Here is a 17,065-nt window from a genome sequence, read left to right on the forward strand (position 1 = left end):
TCATTATTTCTTCACAATGAAAATAGTTTGTTAATGAAATGAGAGTGAGGTTAAATTATAATTCTCTGTTGATTTTGTTTTATTGTTTTTCATTGAAAAACTTAGCGAGTTTACTGATTGATATAATTGATGCAACGGCAATATCTTTATTATAATCATCACATAATACTAACAGTCTATCGATGGCGGCTTCTTGTTCAATTGAACAAATATAATCACCTAATGCATTTATTGCAGCTATTTTAACATCATTGTTATTGCCATGAGTTAAGTTAACGAGATTTTTAACGATCTTTTCTTTCATAAAAATAGATTAAATTAGCCTAATAGTATAGAGGTTAGTATAAAACTAGCTAACAAAATAAAAAATGTTTTTTTTATTAATGTTAAGTTAATAGATATAAATTGAATCAATAGTGATAGGAAGGTTTTAGAATAGTTTTCAATATTAAATTTCGAGTTTTATGAGAAAATAGCAATTGGTTAGAGGGAATATCAAATAGTAGAGCCAAAAGCTCAAATTGTTTATTCAAACTGATATAATCCATTTATACTAGTTCGATTTATCATAAAGTAGAAAGGGTGATGCGTTGAAGCGTATAAAAACAAAATTACTGATTGTACTGCTATTGGCTTTAGGAGTATTTGCATACCATTCTTATACGAGTATTGGTGATTCAGATGTTAAAAATGAAGCACAAAGCTTGGTGGAAAAGAAATTCGGCAACTCATCAGCAGTTGAGTTTAGTGATGTTGAAATAGTACAAAAAAATGAGTTTAAGGAAGGGGAGAGTTATCGAGTTTGTGGCTTATACCATTTATCTTCCCAAGACGACGCTCTGCCATTTGTTGCGAATGTGATTGTTAAGGAAGGGAGTTTTTCTGAACATGGGCAGCTGATTATTAGTGAAACACCGGAGTTACAATTTTCTATTGAACAGTTGTGTGTTAAAAAACAAGCTAATTGATAAAAAAGCGCTCAAAGTAAAAGTTGAGCGCTTTTTTGTTTCCTAGAAAAATTAAATGATTAAGATTTATTCAAAAGAAGTTCAGTTTGAATTTTACAAGCTGAAACAGAATCATTTAATGATTTATTGAAGTCAGCTTCATTAGCAAATTTAGATTTATTGCTACGTACGGTATCAATCGCTGAAGTTAGATTTTTGCGGAGGTCTGACTCAACAGTGGCTAATTGCTTGAGATCGACATTTTCACTTTTCAGTTTAGCAATGGTTTCTTGGGTTAATTCACTGCTAGTTTTGTCAGTGCTGTATGCTTCACTTAGTGCTTGACCTGTGATTTCACAATAATCGTTGGCTATCTCACTAATATTTAATGGGGCATTATCAGCCATAACAAGGGCTGGGGCCAGGCAAAAAGCCAGTAATAAACGCTTCATAGTCATACCTCTATTTTGCACACAATGAATAATAACTCTATCTGGTATTAGAGAAATACTATAGCAGATTAGACCTAAAACGGGGGATGTCGAATGGGTTTTAGCATGATTTCATAAAAAAGAGCCAGTATAAATACTGGCCGCTATAATTAGCAAAAGCAATGTAAATGAAAATTACGTTATATACATTACCATATAACGGTGTGAGGTAAAGCGATTTCCACTTATTTTGGTGAAAGTTAAGATTAAGTATGATCTTGATCAGAGTTTGGATAAATATTGGAAGAGCGTTATTGAAATATAGGAGAGTTAAAACAACCAGCTAGCGATCATGCAGACCACTGCTGGTTCTATTCATAACCTCACAGAGAGCTTATTGTTTTAACCAATGACCATGTTTTAATACATCTTCGACAAGTTCATGTAAAACAATATGTGCTTCGTTATCATCATGAAAGCCTTTAGTTTGAAAGGTTGTTGGGCCATTATCATGAGTAATCAATAGATAACTACCAGGGTAGACTTCTAAAACGCGAGCTTTCAGTTCTGCAATGAAGGATTCATATGATTTTTCAGGGAGCTGAGAAAGTGGGTCATCAGATAACTTAATATTAATTTCCATGCGTTAACCTCTTGTTTATAAATTTAATTAAGCTCAGTTTATTGTTAAGTGAAAGCATAAGCAATAATCTAATTATGATGATTGCAATTTGATTGGTTTGGCGTTGTGAATTAACGTTATTCATTGAGTCAATATTCCAAATAGCAAATGAGTTAAATAAAGTTAATATGAAAAATGTTTTAGTTAGAGGATAAACTAATTAAAATTGACGATGTGAAATAAATAATAGGCTTTTATTTGTTTAAGTGACTATTTGATTAAAATAAATACTATAATTCAATCATTTGATTGGTTTTTTGTTAAATAATAAATGATTTTATCATGCTTAGATTTTTCAACATGTTACATGTCTTTTTTTGTAAATGTCTAACTTGTTTTTATTAAAACGTAATGTAGTTAATGATTGTTCAAGCGAAAATCAATTTACATTAAAGATAAAAAAATATAATTTCTGATAATCATATTAAGATGATTTGGCTTTTGTAAGCTGAACTCCTTTTTCTGGAGTTATATTTTAAATGTGAGGTTTTGATTTTCGATTAATTATTTATTAATCGTTCTAATAAAAAAGGAGTGTAATTTGATAGAATTTATAAACTCATTAACTAATTTTATTTGGGGTTCTTTACTTATTTATTTATTACTGGGTGCCGGCCTGTATTTTACTCTTCGGTCAGGGTTTATTCAAATTAGGCATTTTGGCCATATGTTTAGTGTCTTAAAAAATAGTAAACAGTCCGATAGTGCGGGTATCTCATCTTTTCAGGCATTATGTACAAGTTTAGCCGCTAGGGTCGGCACAGGAAATTTAACCGGAGTTGCAATTGCGCTAACAGCAGGTGGGCCAGGTGCTATTTTTTGGATGTGGGTCGTCGCTGTACTCGGAATGGCTACGTCTTTTATTGAGTGTACTCTCGCACAGTTATACAAAACCAAAGATGATAAAGGAAACTATCGAGGTGGGCCTTCATATTATATGCAAAAAGGCTTAAACCAACGCTGGATGGGCGTATTATTTTCCATTTTCCTGATTATTGCCTTTGGTTTAGTATTTAATGCAGTACAAGCTAATTCTATTGCTCAAGCAACCGCAGTCGCCTTTGATTTCAATCCAATTTATGTTGGCATTGGCTTAGTTTTATTAAGCGGAGTTATTATTTTTGGTGGATTGAAATCCATTGCGAAAGTTGCTGAATTAGTTGTTCCAGTTATGGCGTTAGCTTATTTGCTATTAGCTTTTTGGGTTGTTGGGCACCATATTGAACGATTACCTGAAGTTTTTATGCTGATAATTCGAAATGCATTTGGCCTGCAAGAGGCTGCGGGTGGGGCTGTCGGTTATGGTGTTGCCCAGGCAATGACACAAGGAATTCAACGGGGGTTATTCTCTAACGAAGCTGGGATGGGGTCTGCACCAAATGCAGCGGCATCTGCGGCACCTTATCCACCACATCCTGCGTCACAAGGGTATGTACAGATGCTCGGTGTATTTATGGACACCATCGTTATTTGCAGTGCGACCGCCATTATTATTTTATCATCTGGCGTTCTAGAAAGTGGAATGGATAACATTAATGGGATTGAATTGACACAGCTTGCTCTTTCTTCTGCTGTCGGTAGCTGGGGAAGTACGTTCATTGCAATTGCTATCTTCTTTTTTGCATTTACATCAATCATTGCTAATTATGCTTATGCCGAAAGTAATATGATTTTTCTCGAGAATAATCATACAGCTGGGTTATTTATTTTTCGTTTAGCTGCGTTGGGTATGGTGATGTTTGGTGCGCTCGCTGAAATGCCATTTATTTGGAAACTCGCAGACTTATCGATGGGCTTAATGGCTATAACTAATCTAATTGCGATCCTTTTATTATCGGGTATCGCTTTCAAACTTGCTAAAGATTATAACCAGCAGTTAGTTGCCGGCAAAATACCGACTTTTGATATCAATCAACACCCTGAATTAAAGAAACAGTTTGAGGAAGGGATATGGGAAAAAGAAGAAGTTGATAAGTGGGTTGAGAAAGAAACATCTCGCTAATACAAAACATTTTAAGCATAAAATTCTTAGGTGATAGCCTGAGAATTTTTTTTATGAAATATTATCAATGCGTAATAAGAATAAGCGCTTGCATTATAATTATTTGAGCTATAAGGTTTTTTAAGGTGATAAAATAAATGTATTATTACAATAAATACCAATTTCGAAACTAAATAGCTGAGAAAATTATGAAATTGAATCAGTATGCCGCAACGCTGTATGGGGTTATATCAATCTTGTTGTGGAGCACAATGGTAGGGCTGATCCGTAGTGTAAGTGAAAACTTTGGGCCTGTGGGTGGTGCTGCATTAGTGTATACAGTCGGTTCGCTTGTATTGGTACTCGTTATGGGGATACCAAAAATAACGAAATATCCTAAACGCTATTTGCTTTGGGGAACGGTGTTATTTGTTAGCTATGAAATCTGTTTTGTTTTGGCGTTAGGATTAGCTAATAACCGGCAACAAGCTATTGAACTTGGTATGGTGAATTATTTGTGGCCAAGTTTTACTATCGCACTTGCTGTGTTTTTTAACCGCCAGCGTTTCACTTTATTATTAGGATTAGGGTTGGTTTTAGCTTTTATGGGGTTGATCTGGGTAATTTCAGGCAATCAGCCATTGTCGGTGCAAACTATTTTGGCAAATATACAAAGTAACCCACTTTGTTATTTTTTAGCTTTTATTGGAGCCATTGTTTGGTCATTTTATAGTAATGTTACCAAGCGTATTTCTGGTGGTCACAATGGCATGGTATTATTTTTCATCATGACTTCTATTGGGTTATGGATTTTGTATTTTTTTAGTACGCCAACAGCGTTTATTATCAATAGCGAAAGCCTGTTGTTATTACTCGTTGCCTCTATTGCGACTGGTGGGGCGAATGCATTATGGACATTTGCGGTTATCAAGGGCAATGTGGCTTTTCTAGGGACGCTTTCTTATTTCACTCCAGTTATATCGACAGCATTCGCGTCTATGTTGTTAAGTACCGCATTAACGTTAAGTTTTTGGCAGGGTGTGTTAATGGTGACAATGGGGTCGGTGATTTGCTTTTTAGCGACTAGGCAAAAACCAATACACGGTTAAAAATGGCAGCGCATACTGGTGTAAGCGCTGCAACGGAAAATATACTGAAGTGAAATTTTTTGCGGACTTATACATTAATAAACTTATTAATGGCGACGGCAACACCATCTTCATCATTGGTTGTGGTGACAAATTTAACCATTTGGCGAATTGGCTCTAAAGCATTGCCCATTGCGACAGAAACACTGGCGTATTGCAGCATTTGAATATCATTGTTTTGGTCTCCAATACTCATGACTTTGTCCGGTGTAATGCCTAGTTTTTCACAGATACATTCTAACGCTGCGCCTTTACTTGAGGTTTTATTTGATACCTCAAGGAAATATGGGCTTGTTCGAGTTAAAGAGTAATTATCAAAGACATTCTCTGGAATATAGCTGATACCCATATCTAATTTTTCTGGATGGTCAATTATCATAAACTTAGTAAATTCCAGAGAAGAGTCCATTTCATTAACGGGGCAATAGATAAGCGGAGTGTGGGTTAGATAAGCATCTGCCACCGTATAGTGGCTAATATGGCGGTTTGCCGTGAACATGCTGTTATCCGCAAGAGCATGCATGTGGACCCCGACATTTCTAGCCAGTTCCTCAAAATATTGGAAGTCAGCGAAATCTAACAAATTTTCTGCCAGATGACTGCCATCATTGGCTTGGTGAATGACACTACCATTATTACTAATACAGTAGTTATCCGCTGTATTTAAATCTAATTCCCGCAGGTAGGGGGATATACCCGAAAATGGCCTACCGGAGGCTAAAATAATATGGACACCTTTTTGCTTGGCTTGTGTGATGGCCTCTTTTACTACGGGAGATATTTGGTGTTGGGAGTTAAGTAATGTGCCATCTAAATCAATGGCGACCAGTTTGATTGACATCCAATGCCTCCTAAAATTCGTGCTTTCTGCCAATACCTTACTCCAATTATTCGGAATGTAAATTATACAAATAGTTATAATTTTTACGCGTACTAGAATAATGAGTATTTGATGTGAAATTGAACAGAATATAACGCAGGAACTCTGTTCAATAGTCAAAGGTTGAAATGACAATGTTTTATAGCATTAGTGTGTGAATCAATAGATTAATGCGGCTAAAATATTCTCACTCATAATTATGAATCAAATGAAGCGGTTGCTTAACATCTAATTGGATTTGGTCATTCTGTCTAAAATCAAATGGCGTAATGCCATATTCCTTACGAAACATATAGGTAAAGTGGGACTGTGACCCAAAACCAAAATCCAGTGCGATATCGAAAATAGACTGGTTGCTGTTGCGCAGTAAGTTAACCGCACCAGCAAGACGGCGTTGGCGGATGTATTTACCCAGTGAAATCCCTGTGACTTCTTTAAAAATTTTTTGCATATGCCAAAGTGAATAGCCTGAATAAGCCGCGAGCTCTTCTAAGTGGATCACGCGCCCTAAGTGTTCTTCTATCCATTTACTCAAAGCATAAACAAGTGCTAAGTGGTTATCTTGTGGCATCTCAAATGTTTTCTAGTTTTACGGTAGCAGAAGTATACACAACTTCATTTCATCATGACAAAGGCTGCTTGTGCGGTATTTCCTATTTTTAGGATAAAAAAAGCACAATCAGAATAAGTTAATGGCCAATAGCACCTAAAATGAGCGAAATTTTTGTAAAAAGAGGTCAATTGCATATTTTCCTCAAATTTAAGGCTCGAAATTAGAGTACCATTTATTTTATAAACGCATTACGTGCAATGCCATAAGTGATATCAATCATAAAATGGCAGTACCTTAGTATTGTAATCATTTGAAAAATAAAATCATCATAGAAATATGAAGGAATTATCGGTGTTTGGTCGTAAATTAATTATTGTTATAAGTGCAATCTTGGCCTGTATTTTTCTCTATCTTTTAGCGATGGATAGCCTGTGCGACCAAGGTGGAGAGGACTTTATTTTTGGTATTTGTCGTGTAACTGACTTGTTACCATTTTGAATTTGCTTTTTAATGCACAATCCATGATATTGAGTTGGGGTAACTATCCTGTGGTATCATTTTGTTATGTGATGAAAAAAAATAACTAATAGCACCAGCTTCTGGTTCGTAGAATAGGGTAAAAACAACGCCAGAAGAATGTAGTGTTAATAAGAAAATTCAAATAAACTTGTGTCATTATCATTAGTTTGGGCGATAAAAAGCAAGTAAGAGGACGAAAGGGTAAAGTTATGGCGCAACAGCAACAGACGCTAAAGCGGGGATTAAAAAATAGGCATATCCAATTGATTGCTTTGGGAGGCGCTGTTGGTACAGGGTTATTCCTCGGAATAGCAACAACCATACAAATGGCAGGGCCATCAGTTTTACTGGGCTATGCATTGTGTGGGTTTATTGCTTTTCTTATCATGCGCCAGTTGGGAGAAATGATTGTTCAGGAACCTGTCGCGGGTTCATTTAGCCACTTTGCATTTAAGTATTGGGGTGGTTTTGCGGGCTTCCTCTCCGGGTGGAATTACTGGGTTATGTTTATCCTTGTTGGGATGACAGAACTGACGGCCGCAGGTAAATATATGCAACACTGGTGGCCTGAACTCCCGATATGGGTTTCTGCCGCGGTGTTTTTTATTGCGGTAAATGCCGTTAACTTGGTTAATGTTCGCTCTTATGGGGAAACTGAATTCTGGTTTGCATTGATTAAAGTTATTGCTGTCGTAGCTATGATTATTTTTGGTTGCTACTTACTACTTAGCGGTCATGGTGGCTCACAAGCGAAAGTGAGTAACTTATGGGAGTATGGCGGTTTCTTTGCTAATGGTTTTAATGGGCTAATAATGGCTTTGGCTATTATTATGTTTTCATTTGGGGGCTTAGAGCTAGTCGGTATTACGGCCGCAGAGGCAGAAGACCCAGATAAAAGCATTCCAAAAGCGATAAACCAAGTTGTGTACCGTATCTTGATTTTTTATATTGGTTCGTTAGCTGTATTGTTAGCGTTGTACCCTTGGGTTGACCTTGATGGCAAAACAAGCCCATTTGTATTAATTTTCCACGAATTAGGGGATTTACTGGTTGCTAATTCGTTGAACGTTGTCATTTTGATCGCTGCGTTGTCTGTTTATAACAGCGGGGCTTATGCGACAAGCCGTATGTTGTATGGTTTGGCACAACAAAGTAATGCACCTAAATTTCTTGCAAGAGTGAATAAAGGTGGCGTTCCAGTCATGGCATTATTAGTTTCAGGTATTGCGACTTCTGGCGGGATTTTAATTAACTTTGTGATGGAAGGTAAAGCTTTCGAATTATTAATGTCATTGGTTGTGACGACGTTAGTTCTGAACTGGATTATGATTTGTGTTTCAAATTTGAAGTTCAGAGCGGCAATGAACAAACAAGGTGTTGAAACGAAATTTAAAAGCATTTGGTATCCATTTGGGAACTATCTATGCTTAGCATTTTTGCTGTTAATTTTAGGGATTATCCTGACAATGGACGGCTTGCGCATCTCGGTATTAATTATGCCATTATGGATAGCGGTTCTATGGGTTGGGTACCAGTTCTCAGGGGCTAAAAAGCAAGATTTAGCTAAAAGCCAACAGCTGAGCTAAATTTGATTTTCTGATAATAAAAAGGTCGGTGGGAATATCCCACCGGCCTTTTTATACAGTAATGAAGTACTTAAATTACCATTGCCAACGTAACCAAGCGAATAATACGTTACCGTTATTATAAGTTCCCGGAATATAAGTGGCTTGTAGCGAAAGTTTGTCATATTCCACTGATACCAGAGGAAGCGGTGCTGGGATCGGAATATAGTACATATCCTTGCGGGCAGTAACACTTAGAGTGAAGCCAGCTCCCATGCGAAAACCATCAATGTCCCCGGGGATCCACATTTTTTGGAATGCATAACCACCAATTGGTTCCCAATCATTATGTGAATCTTTAAATGCCATTGCATAGATAGCATGCCAGTCATTGTCTTCATCATAACGATATTTACCAAAGCCCAGACCCCAAGGGCGCTCGTTATATTCATCTGTTTTTTTCTTGTCGTACATTGCACGGTTGTGCCAAGTCACAGCGGGAACGTATAGCTCATATTTGTCTGAGTCCCATGTGGTACTGACATTACTTTTAAATGTATCCCATAAATTTTCCGATTGCTCTTGTGCAACGGCAGGCGATGATATGCAGATTGAGGCGCTCATGAGTAGCGATGCACCTACGGCCAACTGTATGTTTTTATAAACTCTCATTGTAAATCCAGTTCTGTATCGCAGATATAAAAATGATGATTAGCTCGCTAATGATTATCAGATTAGCATTATTATTATAATTTTGAGCGAAATTATTTTAATTAAGATGTACAGAATATAACAGTATTTATTACATAGTTAAGGATAATAATTGGCTGGTCATGGTAGAACCGTTTAATTTTGCCTGTTTTTAAGTAGGATAACCGATAGATAAATTGGATGTTAACTTATCAGATTGGTTATTGAATAGGCTAATCCTCCTAAAAATAACCAATAATAATAGATAAGGTATTTCATTTTCTTATTAATAAGGCCGTTATTTGATAAGAAAAAATGAAAGAGAATTTTTTAATCAAGAATAAGAGAAAACATTGTGTCACTCATTATTGTTGTATTTAACGTTTTGTAATAAAAAGATATTTTTAACAATTTAGGTGATTACGACTAGTAATGTTGATAGAGCAGACATTTATGAAAAATAGCGTGCAAACAAATCTAAAAAGTATGATGCACGTCAAATAATGACTTGTCTCAATGGGATGAAATGAGTGTTATAGGCGGCAGGTATAAGCTGCTGCATGTCAACACGGGTAGGAGCGAGTACTTAAAGGTTTATAGCATATACATTGCTGTGCGTAACCTTGGCTTCTAACTAACAAAGGAACATCACCATGATGAAACGCCAAGAACCACTGACTGAATATCAAGCAAAATGCTTGGCTATCGCTACAGACAAAATATTATCACCAAAACAAAAAGCCAATTTTTTAGCGATAGAGGCCGATAGTAATATTCCTTACCTTGCGATGAGCCAACCCCTAGCGGATGCGTTAAATGAACGTGTTATTTGTGATATGTATGAAGGAAATGCACCGTATAAGCCACGTTATGTATTGCCCGATTATGTAAAATACCTCAAGCAAGGTTCAAAATACTTAGAGTTAGCCCCTGCTGAGGACTTTGATGACGCCCTTAATCATCTGATGATTTTGTACCACCACGTCCCTTCGGTAACCAATTTCCCTGTGTTTTTAGGGTATTTAGATAAAGTCCTCATGCCATACGTGGGTGAGTTGACAGAAGAACAACTGTATCCAAAACTAAAAAGATTCTGGGTGCAGTTAGACCGAACTCTACCTGATGCTTTTATGCATGCCAATATTGGGCCAGATGACAACGTTATTTGCCGTTTGATTTTACGGATTGATGCAGAACTGAAACAAGTCGCACCTAACCTGACATTTGTCTATCACCCACAACGCACACCAGAGTCGCTTTTCTTACAAGCGATTGAGAATATTTGTGAATGTAGTAAGCCACATATTGCAAATGATATTGTTCATAGTGCGGCATTCGATAAACAAGGTTACGGTATTGTCAGTTGTTATAATGCATTACCTGTTGCGGGTGGCGGAAGCACTTTAGTTCGTATTAATTTGCGCGAAGTTGCGTTACGCAGTCAAAATTCAGCTGATTTTTTAAATGTGCAATTGAAAAAGTATTGTGAGTTACAAATGGAACTCATTGAAACACGTAGCGCATTTTTATATGAGGAATCTAATTTCTTCCAAACCAGTTTTCTTGTTCAAGAGGGGTTAATTGAGCCAGAACGCTTTGCACCGATGTTTGGTATTTATGGTTTAGCAGAGGCCGTGAATATCTTGATGGAAAAAGATGGCGTGAAAGGCCAGTACCAAGCGAATTCACCAGCTTTACCATTGTCTTATCAAATTAGTGAACAATTGGCAGACTTTGTTGAAACAATACCGGTTAAATATGGCTATAAAAACCGAGCTATGCTTCATGCGCAATCTGGGATTAGCTCAGACATAGGAACGACGCCGGGGGCTCGTATTCCATATGGTGAGGAGCCTGATCCTGTGTCGCATATTCAAGCCGTTGCACCTCATCACAAACACTATTTATCTGGGATCAGTGACATTTTAACCATCGATGAAACGATTAAACAAAACCCGCAAGCATTAATGCAATTGTGCAAAGGGGCGTTTAGTTGTGGGATGCGCGAATTTACCGCAAACGTGGCAAGTAATGATTTAGTCCGTGTCACTGGCTATATGGTGCGTTTGTCAGATATCGAAAAATACAAAGAACAAGGTTCTAGAAGCAATACTACCTGGTTAGGTGAAGAAGCGACTAAGAACTGTAAAATTACAGCCCGTCAGCAGCGAGTCATCAGCAATGAGCAATCGATGCGCTACGCTGAATAAGGTTATTCCTTTTTCCTGCGTAGATGGGCCGGGCAATCGACATGTTATCTTTTTGCAAGGTTGCAATTTACGTTGTTTGAATTGCCATAATCCATATACCATGGCGCTCTGTGACCATTGTGGGGACTGCGTTTTAACCTGTCTTCACAATGGGTTATCATTTGTTGATGGTAAGGTTATATGGGATAGCGATGCCTGCCAGCTCTGTGACACTTGTTTACAAACGTGCACTAAGAATTCAAGCCCAATGACAGTGTCGTTAAGTGTTAATGATGCTATCAATGACTTGAAAAAAAATGTTGTCTTTCTGAATGGTATAACCATTAGTGGCGGGGAAGCAACAACACAATTACCTTTTATTATTGAATTATTTAAAGCGATTAAAGACACACCTGAACTGAAACATTTAACCTGCTTTATTGACAGTAATGGCCATCTTGCTTCTGCGGGGTGGAGTAAGGTAATTGAGTATACTGATGGCGTAATGATTGACTTAAAATCATGGAGCGATGAGTGTGCCTTAAGATTAACTGGGAAAGATAACCAACGTGTATTTCAATCAATTCAATTTCTGGCACAAGCGGGGAAATTGTATGAATTGCGTTTATTATATATTCCTCAGCAAACAGATTATCTAGAACATATTGATAAACTGGCTGATTTCTTAAATCAACTTCCTGCAAATACACGAATAAAAGTTAATGCTTTTCAGCAACATGGCGTAAAAAATGAAGCGGCTAACTGGCCTGCGGCAACCCAAACGGAAGTAGAGACATTTGTCCAGCTATTAAAACAGCGAGGTGTCGGTAATATTCATTTGCCTAATGTGTACTTATAAGTCACGTTAATTTTTCCTGTGTAATATATTTCCCCTTTTTATCTAAGTCATTAAAATTCATTCACTAACCGCTGGTATTTGTTAAATGATATGAGACAATCAAGGCGGTTTTATTGTTTGATTTAAAATGATTTCAGTAAACCTCGCTTATCAATCTATTCAAATGCTTTAGCCGAAAAGGGGAATCACTCATGAGGATCAATGCGTTAACCATAGCCGGAACAGACCCATCGGGTGGGGCGGGTATTCAGGCGGATTTAAAAACTTTCTCTGCGTTAGAGGCTTATGGTACGAGTGTGATGACGGCATTGGTGGCTCAAAATACCCGAGGCGTGCAATCCGTCCAAGACTTACCCCCTGAATTTGTGGCGGCACAATTAGACTCTGTTCTCAGTGATGTGCGAATTGATAGCGCAAAAATCGGCATGTTATTTAATCAAAGTAATATCGCAGTTGTGGCGAAGGCGCTGAAGCAATATCCAATTCCGTATGTGGTATTGGATACTGTAATGGTGGCTAAAAGTGGCGACCCGTTACTATTACCCGATGCGGTTGATGCACTGCGCCAACAATTATTGCCCCTCGTTTCTATAATTACACCGAATCTCCCTGAAGCCGCGGTATTACTAGACGAAAAAGTTGCACAAACAGAAAGCCAAATGTTGACTCAGGGGTATAAATTACTTGAAAAAGGTTGTCAAGCGGTGTTGATGAAAGGCGGGCACCTAAGTGATGCTGAAAGCCCTGATTGGTTAATCACACCTGAAGGTGAATGGCGCTTTACCTCTATTCGCGTAAATACTAAAAATACCCATGGTACTGGGTGTACTTTGTCAGCGGCTTTGGCTGCTCTGCGCCCTCGTTGCTCTGATTGGCAAGAAGCGGTTACGCAGGCTAAAGCCTATTTACAAGCTGCGTTAGAGCAAGCGGACAGTTTAGAAGTTGGCAAGGGGATTGGCCCAGTACACCACTTCCATGCATGGTGGTAGCCTGTAATGATTGAAAGCCCGAACACTAGGGCTTTCTCGTTATATTTTAAGCTAATAAGTTACATTGAGGCGGCAACCGGCACTGAATAGCATTCGGCTGCACTGCGAACGTAAAGGTATCTCCCGATAATGGCTCACCATCAAGGTTTAAGATCATATCGTGAGGAGATGAAATTTTTACCCATGATAATTGCCTTTCGACCAAGTGCTCGTTTTTATCGTCTGAAAATAGGTTTGCTAAAAATGCGGGTATGACATCCCTTGCAGGAATAATCAGTAAATTTAATGCGCCATCATTAATCAGTGCTTGCGGTGTCAGTTGTTGTCCTCCGCCCGCTTGGCGGCCGTTTCCGACAGCGATGACCAACGTTTCACCTTCCCAACTAAAGTTTTCGCCCTCAATGCGGCAAATATCCGTTTTCAGCGTATCAGGGCGCAATAAGCCATTTATCACGTAAGCGGCACCGCCCAATGCTGATTTCAGTGCTTCAGGCGTTTCGGTGGTAATACGCGTCCCAAAGCCGCCAGTTGCCATATTGAGAAAATAATATTGCTTATTGACTTGCGCAATATCAATGGGAACTGCTTTACCTTTTAATGAGAGAGCAAGGGCGGCTTCAATATCCAGTGGAATATTCGCGCTGGTGGCAAAATCATTTGCCGTTCCCATCGGGAGAATTCCTAAAGTAGGGCGAGAGTCACTCGGGAACTTCATCAAGGTACTGGCAACTGCATTTACTGTGCCGTCACCTCCTGCGGCAATGATGGTATCAACGCCGTGTTTTATTGCCTGAGAAATAAAATAATAAGTATCATCCAATTCCCACGGAATACGGACTTGAATTTGATGGCCTTCATTACGTAAGTGAGTAATGGCCTTTCGCAGCTCAGCGTGATTGGCTTGTTTACCATTAAGGATAATCATGGCTGACTGATATTGATTCATATATACCCATCCATTCGGCTTAACATATGGCAAATATTCGTTAAAATGAGTATAAATGGATTTATAAGATATTGATGAGCTTATTTTAGATTTTTTACAGTAATAGCGTTAACAAGAGAAATGAAATAGAAATTGCAGATAAAAGAAATGGCTAGCTCAAGGGAGATTGAGCCAGCCAAGGAGGTGGTTCCTAGTCTTATTTTATGACTTTCTAGTTCTTCGTTTTCAAGAGTGACTATACGATATTGAATAGCCAATTGATGTGATCTGTTGCATAAAATTGGATATTCAGTGCACTTTTCAATGTAAATGTCAATAACGCGAATGATTCTCATATAAGAAAAAGCATATAAAGTGAAATAATATCATATTATAGATAAAAAAAAGCCAAAATATCAAAACGTTAAACGATGAGATTTTGGCTTTTAGCGAACAAACTATTTAAAAAACACGGAGTGGCGGTTAGCCTGCAATTTGCTTTTCTGCCTGAGTTTGGTGAGGTGCGCGGGTCGTTGTTCCTGCTAAGTTACGGATTAACAAACCAAAATTAACATCGACATCCTCAGGGATTGGCAGGTAAACCACATGGCCGTTACCGGGTGCAACATCAATCGCTTCACCTTTGCGGTTTGCTAATGAGTCCAAAGTAAAGACAATATTACCCGCCGGGGTCATCATCTCTAAGCTATCCCCAACGCTAAATTTATTTTTTACATCAACCTCAGCCATACCATTGACACGTTTACCTGTGAATTCACCCACAAATTGCTGAGTTTCAGAAACAGAATAGCCATATTCATAGGTTTGGTAGGCATCGTGAGTGTGGCGACGCAAGAAACCTTCAGTGTAACCACGGTGTGCTAACCCTTCTAAAGTAGATAACAACGTTGGGTCAAAGGGTTTTCCTGCGACAGCATCGTCAATCGCACGTCTATAGACTTGTGCAGTACGAGCACAGTAATAAAACGATTTTGTGCGGCCTTCAATTTTTAATGAGTGAACACCCATTTTTGTTAGGTTTTCAACGTGTTCGATTGCACGTAAATCTTTAGAGTTCATGATATAAGTGCCATGTTCGTCTTCAAAGGCCGTCATATATTCGCCTGGACGTTTAGCTTCTTCTATCATAAAGACTTTATCTGTTGGCGCGCCCGCACCTAGGGTTGGTGCCACATTTTGTACAGGGATAGGTTCATGCACATGGACAATATTACCCACATCATCTTCTTTACCTTCTTGTACGTTATATTCCCAGCGGCAAGCATTGGTGCAAGTCCCTTGATTTGGGTCGCGTTTATTAATATAACCCGAAAGTAGACAACGGCCGGAATAGGCCATACAAAGGGCACCATGGACAAAGACTTCAAGTTCGATTTCCGGTACTTGTTGACGAATTTCAGCAATTTCTTCGAGGGATAATTCGCGAGATAAGATCACACGTGTTAAGCCCATTTGTTTCCAAAACTTCACCGATGCCCAGTTAACTGCATTGGCCTGCACAGATAAATGAATATCCATCTCAGGAAACGCTTCACGAACCATCATAATAAGGCCAGGGTCAGACATGATCAGAGCATCTGGGCCCATTTCAATGACGGGGGTTAAATCACGAATAAAGGTTTTTAATTTCGCATTATGAGGGGCAATATTCACCACCACATAAAACTTTTTACCCAACTCATGGGCTTCCTGAATGCCTTTAGCTAAGTTTTCGTGATTAAATTCGTTATTTCGTACGCGTAAGCTGTAACGAGGCTGTCCTGCATAAACGGCGTCTGCGCCGTACGCGAAGGCGTAGCGCATATTTTTTAATGAACCGGCAGGAGACAAAAGCTCTGGTGTAAACATGGTTATTCTCTATCTGATGTCAAGTCAGCACTCACTCATACGAGAGAGTGTTTTTAAGGGATGAGAATTTTACTCCTATTTGATAAAAAAACCAAATATCCCACAAGAATAGTATGTCTATTGATTACTTAATATTCATCCCAACGGTAGCCGAGGCCATATATTGAACGAATAAAGGTTTTTTCGTTATCGAGGGACTCTAATTTACGGCGTAAATTTTTGACGTGACTATCAATTGTACGGTCCGTTACTACGCGGTGGTCGTCATATAAGATATCCAGTAACTGGTCGCGAGAAAACACCATACCTGCATTATCAGACATAAACTTGAGTAGCCGAAATTCAGCGGGCGTGAGTTCAAGTAACTGTGAGCCATAGCGTACTTGAAATGCATTTTCATCAATAATAAGCTTGGTTTGATTATTGCTATTAGTTTGGTTATTGCTAGTTGCCATATTTGGCTGGCAACGGCGTAGAATCGTTTTGACTCGAGCCACGACTTCTCGCGGGCTAAAAGGCTTACAAATATAGTCGTCAGCCCCAATTTCTAACCCTAATAAACGGTCAATTTCTTCGGTTTTTGCTGTCACCATAATAATGGGAACATCACTGAATTTTCGTAGTTCACGACATACTGAAATGCCGTCCATACCGGGTAACATTAAATCTAATAAAATGAGTGCAGGTTGATGTTGTTTAACATAGTCGATTACTTGGTCACCCCGTGCAATTAATGCGGGTTGATAATTTGCAGCTTGTAAGTAATCGAACAGCAGTTGGCCTAGCTTGGGTTCATCTTCCACAACCAAAATAGGGGTATTGCTCTGTTCAGTCATGA

At 38.5% G+C, this 17,065-nt stretch carries 17 protein-coding genes; 8 read left to right on the forward strand and 9 right to left on the reverse strand.

The window, feature by feature from the left end:
- Window positions 1-79: 79 nt before the first annotated feature.
- Window positions 80-304: a hypothetical protein gene (locus tag PZ638_RS09320; RefSeq protein WP_094960468.1), complete on the reverse strand. Its 225-nt coding sequence runs from the start codon at window positions 302-304 to the stop codon at window positions 80-82.
- Between the two features lie 286 nt (window positions 305-590).
- Here PZ638_RS09320 and PZ638_RS09325 point away from each other — a divergent pair, with 286 nt between their 5' ends.
- The gene (locus PZ638_RS09325) at window positions 591-968 is read left to right on the forward strand and encodes a hypothetical protein (RefSeq protein WP_094960469.1); all 378 of its coding nucleotides are present in this window, start codon (window positions 591-593) and stop codon (window positions 966-968) included.
- A gap of 59 nt (window positions 969-1,027) precedes the next feature.
- Here PZ638_RS09325 and PZ638_RS09330 read toward each other — a convergent pair whose 3' ends face one another.
- Window positions 1,028-1,399, reverse strand: a complete 372-nt coding sequence (locus PZ638_RS09330; RefSeq protein ID WP_036957640.1) for a hypothetical protein — start codon at window positions 1,397-1,399, stop codon at window positions 1,028-1,030.
- A gap of 373 nt (window positions 1,400-1,772) precedes the next feature.
- Window positions 1,773-2,021: a DinI-like family protein gene (locus PZ638_RS09335; protein WP_004253462.1), complete on the reverse strand. Its 249-nt coding sequence runs from the start codon at window positions 2,019-2,021 to the stop codon at window positions 1,773-1,775.
- Between the two features lie 580 nt (window positions 2,022-2,601).
- On the opposite strand from PZ638_RS09335, the gene PZ638_RS09340 reads away from it, so the two are divergent.
- Together PZ638_RS09340 and yddG are read left to right on the forward strand one after the other, a co-directional pair.
- The gene (locus PZ638_RS09340; RefSeq protein ID WP_094960470.1) at window positions 2,602-4,062 is read left to right on the forward strand and encodes an alanine/glycine:cation symporter family protein; all 1,461 of its coding nucleotides are present in this window, start codon (window positions 2,602-2,604) and stop codon (window positions 4,060-4,062) included.
- A 188-nt stretch (window positions 4,063-4,250) separates the two neighbouring features.
- On the forward strand, window positions 4,251-5,150 hold the full coding sequence (gene yddG / locus PZ638_RS09345) for an aromatic amino acid DMT transporter YddG (RefSeq protein WP_094960471.1): 900 nt from the start codon (window positions 4,251-4,253) through the stop codon (window positions 5,148-5,150).
- Between the two features lie 67 nt (window positions 5,151-5,217).
- On the opposite strand, the gene yidA is transcribed toward yddG, so the two are convergent.
- Both yidA and PZ638_RS09355 read right to left on the reverse strand, forming a co-directional pair.
- Window positions 5,218-6,030 carry a sugar-phosphatase gene (gene yidA, locus PZ638_RS09350; RefSeq protein ID WP_004253474.1) on the reverse strand — a complete coding sequence of 271 codons (813 nt, stop codon included), beginning with the start codon at window positions 6,028-6,030 and terminating at the stop codon, window positions 5,218-5,220.
- A 226-nt stretch (window positions 6,031-6,256) separates the two neighbouring features.
- Complete coding sequence (locus PZ638_RS09355) at window positions 6,257-6,640, reverse strand: helix-turn-helix domain-containing protein (protein ID WP_004253477.1); 384 nt, start codon at window positions 6,638-6,640, stop codon at window positions 6,257-6,259.
- Window positions 6,641-6,973: 333 nt separating this feature from the next.
- Here PZ638_RS09355 and mgrB point away from each other — a divergent pair, with 333 nt between their 5' ends.
- Window positions 6,974-7,120 carry a PhoP/PhoQ regulatory lipoprotein MgrB gene (gene mgrB, locus PZ638_RS09360; RefSeq protein WP_004253482.1) on the forward strand — a complete coding sequence of 49 codons (147 nt, stop codon included), beginning with the start codon at window positions 6,974-6,976 and terminating at the stop codon, window positions 7,118-7,120.
- A gap of 230 nt (window positions 7,121-7,350) precedes the next feature.
- Window positions 7,351-8,727 (forward strand): amino acid permease, encoded by a 1,377-nt coding sequence (locus PZ638_RS09365; RefSeq protein ID WP_206277387.1) that lies wholly within the window; start codon window positions 7,351-7,353, stop codon window positions 8,725-8,727.
- Window positions 8,728-8,802: 75 nt separating this feature from the next.
- Here the strand turns inward: PZ638_RS09365 and pagP are convergent, their stop codons facing one another.
- On the reverse strand, window positions 8,803-9,378 hold the full coding sequence (gene pagP / locus PZ638_RS09370; RefSeq protein ID WP_094960472.1) for a lipid IV(A) palmitoyltransferase PagP: 576 nt from the start codon (window positions 9,376-9,378) through the stop codon (window positions 8,803-8,805).
- Window positions 9,379-10,049: 671 nt separating this feature from the next.
- On the opposite strand from pagP, the gene PZ638_RS09375 reads away from it, so the two are divergent.
- From PZ638_RS09375 to thiD, 3 genes are all read left to right on the forward strand, one after another.
- Window positions 10,050-11,606 (forward strand): YjjI family glycine radical enzyme, encoded by a 1,557-nt coding sequence (locus PZ638_RS09375; RefSeq protein WP_272674194.1) that lies wholly within the window; start codon window positions 10,050-10,052, stop codon window positions 11,604-11,606.
- Window positions 11,578-12,444 (forward strand): YjjW family glycine radical enzyme activase, encoded by an 867-nt coding sequence (locus tag PZ638_RS09380; RefSeq protein WP_272674192.1) that lies wholly within the window; start codon window positions 11,578-11,580, stop codon window positions 12,442-12,444. Before PZ638_RS09375 ends, PZ638_RS09380 begins: the two co-directional genes overlap by 29 nt.
- 191 nt (window positions 12,445-12,635) lie before the next feature.
- Complete coding sequence (gene thiD, locus PZ638_RS09385) at window positions 12,636-13,433, forward strand: bifunctional hydroxymethylpyrimidine kinase/phosphomethylpyrimidine kinase (protein WP_004253495.1); 798 nt, start codon at window positions 12,636-12,638, stop codon at window positions 13,431-13,433.
- A gap of 46 nt (window positions 13,434-13,479) precedes the next feature.
- Here thiD and yegS read toward each other — a convergent pair whose 3' ends face one another.
- From yegS to baeR, 3 genes are all read right to left on the reverse strand, one after another.
- Entirely contained in the window at window positions 13,480-14,379 is a 900-nt protein-coding gene (gene yegS / locus PZ638_RS09390) for a lipid kinase YegS (protein WP_004253508.1), read from the reverse strand.
- A gap of 462 nt (window positions 14,380-14,841) precedes the next feature.
- Window positions 14,842-16,227 (reverse strand): prephenate-dependent tRNA uridine(34) hydroxylase TrhP, encoded by a 1,386-nt coding sequence (trhP, locus tag PZ638_RS09395; protein WP_004253511.1) that lies wholly within the window; start codon window positions 16,225-16,227, stop codon window positions 14,842-14,844.
- Between the two features lie 128 nt (window positions 16,228-16,355).
- The gene (baeR, locus tag PZ638_RS09400; RefSeq protein WP_377145326.1) at window positions 16,356-17,063 is read right to left on the reverse strand and encodes an envelope stress response regulator BaeR; all 708 of its coding nucleotides are present in this window, start codon (window positions 17,061-17,063) and stop codon (window positions 16,356-16,358) included.
- Window positions 17,064-17,065 lie beyond the last annotated feature (2 nt).

Origin of the sequence: Providencia hangzhouensis, assembly GCF_029193595.2 — a bacterium.
In the GTDB taxonomy this organism is placed as follows: Bacteria; Pseudomonadota; Gammaproteobacteria; order Enterobacterales; family Enterobacteriaceae; genus Providencia; species Providencia hangzhouensis.

Excerpts from the sequence above, each read along its gene's own strand:
- PZ638_RS09330 (WP_036957640.1), bottom strand. The coding sequence starts at position 1,399 with ATGAAGCGTTTATTACTGGCTTTTTGCCTGGCCCCAGCCCTTGTTATG.
- baeR (WP_377145326.1), bottom strand. The coding sequence starts at position 17,063 with ATGACTGAACAGAGCAATACCCCTATTTTGGTTGTGGAAGATGAACCC.
- PZ638_RS09375 (WP_272674194.1), top strand. The coding sequence starts at position 10,050 with ATGATGAAACGCCAAGAACCACTGACTGAATATCAAGCAAAATGCTTG.
- yegS (WP_004253508.1), bottom strand. The coding sequence starts at position 14,379 with ATGAATCAATATCAGTCAGCCATGATTATCCTTAATGGTAAACAAGCC.
- PZ638_RS09320 (WP_094960468.1), bottom strand. The coding sequence starts at position 304 with ATGAAAGAAAAGATCGTTAAAAATCTCGTTAACTTAACTCATGGCAAT.
- PZ638_RS09335 (WP_004253462.1), bottom strand. The coding sequence starts at position 2,021 with ATGGAAATTAATATTAAGTTATCTGATGACCCACTTTCTCAGCTCCCT.
- yddG (WP_094960471.1), top strand. The coding sequence starts at position 4,251 with ATGAAATTGAATCAGTATGCCGCAACGCTGTATGGGGTTATATCAATC.
- PZ638_RS09380 (WP_272674192.1), top strand. The coding sequence starts at position 11,578 with ATGAGCAATCGATGCGCTACGCTGAATAAGGTTATTCCTTTTTCCTGC.
- trhP (WP_004253511.1), bottom strand. The coding sequence starts at position 16,227 with ATGTTTACACCAGAGCTTTTGTCTCCTGCCGGTTCATTAAAAAATATG.
- PZ638_RS09355 (WP_004253477.1), bottom strand. The coding sequence starts at position 6,640 with ATGCCACAAGATAACCACTTAGCACTTGTTTATGCTTTGAGTAAATGG.
- thiD (WP_004253495.1), top strand. The coding sequence starts at position 12,636 with ATGAGGATCAATGCGTTAACCATAGCCGGAACAGACCCATCGGGTGGG.
- pagP (WP_094960472.1), bottom strand. The coding sequence starts at position 9,378 with ATGAGAGTTTATAAAAACATACAGTTGGCCGTAGGTGCATCGCTACTC.
- yidA (WP_004253474.1), bottom strand. The coding sequence starts at position 6,030 with ATGTCAATCAAACTGGTCGCCATTGATTTAGATGGCACATTACTTAAC.
- PZ638_RS09365 (WP_206277387.1), top strand. The coding sequence starts at position 7,351 with ATGGCGCAACAGCAACAGACGCTAAAGCGGGGATTAAAAAATAGGCAT.